Source organism: Rhodoferax sp. UBA5149 (assembly GCF_002413825.1).
GTDB lineage: Bacteria > Pseudomonadota > Gammaproteobacteria > Burkholderiales > Burkholderiaceae_C > Rhodoferax.
This window is the reverse complement of sequence record NZ_DHXT01000122.1, coordinates 1-4007: the sequence shown is the minus strand read 5'-3', so window position 1 is coordinate 4007 and position 4007 is coordinate 1. Positions and strand designations below refer to the sequence as shown.

4 protein-coding genes are annotated in these 4007 nt (G+C 56.4%); 2 read left to right on the top strand and 2 right to left on the bottom strand.

Translation table 11 applies throughout. The features are described from left to right. A partial coding sequence (locus B3V69_RS10925) for an ABC transporter ATP-binding protein (RefSeq protein ID WP_296446475.1) occupies positions 1-506 on the bottom strand: 506 nt, incomplete at its 3' end. Positions 507-579: 73 nt separating this feature from the next. On the opposite strand from B3V69_RS10925, the gene B3V69_RS10920 reads away from it, so the two are divergent. Then, a complete protein-coding gene (locus B3V69_RS10920) occupies positions 580-1578 on the top strand; it encodes an IS5 family transposase (RefSeq protein ID WP_296446474.1) in 999 nt (332 codons plus the stop codon). A 281-nt stretch (positions 1579-1859) separates the two neighbouring features. Here B3V69_RS10920 and B3V69_RS10915 read toward each other — a convergent pair whose 3' ends face one another. Continuing rightward, the gene (locus B3V69_RS10915) at positions 1860-3224 is read right to left on the bottom strand and encodes an IS1182 family transposase (RefSeq protein WP_296446473.1); all 1365 of its coding nucleotides are present in this window, start codon (positions 3222-3224) and stop codon (positions 1860-1862) included. 271 nt (positions 3225-3495) lie between these two features. Between B3V69_RS10915 and B3V69_RS10910 the strand changes: the two genes are divergently transcribed. Continuing rightward, a partial coding sequence (locus B3V69_RS10910; protein ID WP_296446472.1) for an ABC transporter ATP-binding protein occupies positions 3496-4007 on the top strand: 512 nt, incomplete at its 3' end.

Sequence of the window (4007 nt, the reverse complement as noted above, 5' to 3'; positions counted from 1 at the left end):
TCGAGCGCGGCGAACGGCTCGTCCATGAGCAGAACGTCCGGCTCCATCGCCATGCCGCGGGCAATCGCGACACGCTGCTTCATGCCGCCCGACAGGGTATGCGGATAGTTGTTGGCGAAATCGGCCAGATTCACCTTCTCGATGTACTGCATGGCCTTGTCTTCCGCCGCACGCCCCTTCAGCTTGCCAGAGGCTTCGAGGGCGAACATGACATTCTCCTTGACGGTCTTCCAGGGAAGCAACTGGTCAAATTCCTGAAACACCATCATCCGGTCAGGCCCTGGACCGCGCACCGGCACACCCTTCAGCCGAATTTCGCCTTCGGTCGGCATCATGTATCCACCAACGGCCTTCAACAGGGTCGACTTGCCGCAGCCGGAAGCGCCGAGCAGCACGAAACGGTCTGATTTCAATACTTGGAAATTGACGCGGTAGGTGGCAGTAACGAGATGATCGCGGGTTTTGTATTGCAAAGTAACGCCATGTACATCTAAGGAAACGCAGATTTATTCACCAAATTTGCCAACCTGGGCAGGCGCCCAAACGTTATGGGAGGGTAGCCCATAACGCAAAGCCAAGATGAACTCCACCGCACCAGTCCAGATCAGTTTCGCCCTTGCCGAATACGAGGGCAAGAAGAAGATTACGCGGCGTGAGGTGTTCCTTGGCAAGATGGAGCAAGTAGTGCCCTGGTCCCGACTGAAGGAAGTCATCGAGCCCTACTACCCCAAGAGCGGCAAACGTGGGCGCCCGCCGATCGGATTGGAGCGCATGCTGCGCATGTACTTCGTGCAGCAGTGGTACGGCTTGGCCGATGAAGCAGTAGAAGACGCGGTGTACGACTCGCAGGCTCTGCGCAACTTCATGGGCATTGATTTGAGCCGCACCAGCGTACCGGATGCCACCACCCTGATGGGGTTTCGCCACCTGCTCGAAGCCCATGACTTGACCAAGGCGATGCTGGTCGAAATCAACGTCATGCTCATGGAGCGTGGTCTCTTGATGACCCAAGGCACACTGGTGGATGCCACCTTGATCGCGGCACCGAGCTCAACGAAAAACAAAGAACATGCCCGCGATCCTGAAATGCACCAGACCAAAAAAGGCAACCAGTGGCACTTCGGCCTGAAGGCGCACATTGGCGTAGACAAGGAATCAGGCCTGGTCCACACTTTGACAACCACCGCGGCGAACGTGAGCGACATCAGCCAGACCCCGGCGCTGTTGCACGGACAAGAAAGTGCGGTCTGGGCCGACGCGGGTTACGTGGGAGTGGAAAAACGAGAGGACATGCAAAAGGCGTTAGCCGCCAATGAGCAAACCGTGCAATGGCATGTTGCCAAGCGTCGCCGGACCCTCACAAAGTTGGCGGACGGCTGGCAAAAGAGTATGGCGCAAGCCTACGAGAAACTCAAAGCACAGGTCAGGGCGTATGTGGAGCACCCGTTTCACGTCGTCAAGGACATCTTCAAATACAAGAAGACGCGCTACAAGGGGCTGATCAAGAATGACGCCCAGCTCAATATGCTGTTTGCCTTGAGTAATTTGTACATGGTCAGGGGAGAATTACGCCCATAGAGGGCCAAGGGGTGCGAAAAGCGCCAAAGAACGCCTCGAAAGAGGCGAAGAAGCTCAAGAATCGGCCGCGATCGAGAACACAATCGCGGGATTCGGCGCAGCGCAAACAAAAAATATGCGCTACGTCATCGAGCGGATCAAAGTTGATTTGATCCGCGCTTCCCTAGCAGCCTGTCGGACACAGAGATTTAAAAGTCTGACCCGCTTTGAGTTTGCTTAAAGAACAGGCACTTCGGACTGGATTTTGAAGGTTTCCCATCTTTTTCACGGTATTTTCCCCGTCATCCAACTGTTGGACGTAGTACCGCCATGCGTTTGACATTCCAGGCCAAGCAAACCAGATTCCATTCGCCGCTGACTTTGCGTAATCCACGTAGCGAGAACTGCCTGAACCCCATCACTGATTTGATGATTCCAAAGACCGGCTCGACGGTTTGCTTACGAAGGGCGTACGCGGCTCTCCCGGCTTTTGTTGTCAATCGGTGCGCCATGGTTTGCATCGACGTGGCGTCGGCTTTCAACGGCGCAGGATCCGTAAAACGCTCGCTCCAGTGTGGGTGGTGGTCCTGACGGGCCACTGCAATCAGTGCCTGCATCCCGGCTTCATCACAAGCCGCTACATTCTTCTCGCTGCAGTAACCAGTGTCTGCGATCAGGGTCTTTGCATCGCCGAGCAGCGCTGCCTGCGTCTGGAGAGTTTTAATCATCGGCGCGACTTGTTGTTTGTCATTGGGCGCCTGTGTCAGTCCGTTGGCGACTATCAACATCGTCGCAGTATCGACACCCGCCTGAGCGTTGTAGCACTGATCGAAACCGCCGCCACTGACCTTCATGATGCGAGACTCTTCGTCCGTCAAATTGATCTGATCGCTGTCTTTGGCTCCAGGCTCTGGGGCTGTGGGTGGCTTGCCACGCGGCTTCTTACCCGTCTCTTTTTCCTTGGCCTCACGCTTGGCGCTCTTCTCGTCAAACTCAGCCTTCTCGCGTGCGTAACGCTCCGCAGCACGCTCTGCGATCTTGGCCTTGGCAGTAGCCATGGCAGCGAGCCGGTCTTCGCGCAGCTTGAGTTCTTTGGGTAGGCTCATGCCGTCAGGGATATTGGCCGTGTCGGCTGGTTCAGCAAGAGCCAGCAGTTCCTGGACTTCCCGTTTGAGCTGGGCTTCGAGTTTGACGATGTGACCATGCGAGAGCGCACTGTGGCGCGATGCGTTGGCGTGTATCTTGGTGCCCTCCAGACATACGGTGCCAAGCTTGAGTAGTTTCATCTCGGTGGCCATCTCCAGCACTTGCACAAACAGGCCGGCGAGTTCATCAATAAAGCGCCTGCGAAAGGTGGCCAGGGTGTCGTGGTCAGGATGGCTGCCAGCAGCAATGTAGCGAAAGGCCACCGAGTCGTAGCTTGCCATCTCCAGCTTGCGACTGGAGAACACGCCCGTGCAGTAGCCATAAACCAGGATGGCCAGCAAGGTCGCTGGGTGATGTGCCTTGGAGCCACGACCCGCGTATTGGCGTGTCAGGTTGGTGAGGTCGAGTCCATCGATGACTTCAACGACGAAGCGAGCCAGATGGTCTTGCGTGAGCCAGTCGTCTACCGACGGGGGCAGCAAGTAGTCGGTTTTACGGTCGGTCAGTATGAAGTTGGACATGCTAAAAATTACCTATCGGGACATGTGCAATTTTAACATGTTGCTATGCTTTTGGTAGCAATATAAAAAAAGAAATTCAGGAGTCCAGAGTCCGACAGGCTGCTAGGGAGTGGATTAACAAAACGCAGTCTGGCGGCGGCTTGAATGGTGTGAATGCCGCCAGGCTGCGCGCAACCTTGACGAATTGCTGGTGGGCTTGCAGCAACCAGCTGCGCTGAAAAGCATAATCCCTTATGATTGGCAAGCCGGACAAACCCGGCTTTTGTCTTTTATGGCCTCATCTTCTACCGAATCCCTTGTTGAACTGCGACACCTGACCTTTGGATACGGGGAGCGCGTTATTCTGGACGACATCTCGCTGTCGGTGCCGCGTGGCAAGGTTACGGCACTGATGGGGGCATCCGGCGGGGGCAAGACGACCATTCTTCGCTTGATTGGCGGCCAGAACCGGGCGCAGTCTGGCGAGCTGCTGTTTGACGGCCAGGACGTGACTCCCATGAATCAGCAGCAGCTCTACGCTGCACGGCGCCGCATGGGCATGTTGTTCCAGTTTGGGGCGCTGTTTGCCGACCTCAGTGTGTTCGAGAATGTGGCCTTTCCGCTGCGCGAGCATACCGATTTGCCCGAGGCCCTGATCCGCGACATTGTGCTGATGAAACTCAATGCCGTGGGCCTGCGCGGCGCACGTGACCTGATGCCCAGCGAGGTATCGGGTGGCATGGCCCGGCGCATAGCGCTGGCGCGTGCGATTGCCCTTGATCCCGAACTGGTGATGTATGACGA

What these genes read in the sequence shown, in the direction of transcription:
- B3V69_RS10920 (WP_296446474.1), top strand. Translation starts at nt 580, where the DNA reads ATGAACTCCACCGCACCAGTCCAGATCAGTTTCGCCCTTGCCGAATAC.
- B3V69_RS10915 (WP_296446473.1), bottom strand. Translation starts at nt 3,224, where the DNA reads ATGTCCAACTTCATACTGACCGACCGTAAAACCGACTACTTGCTGCCC.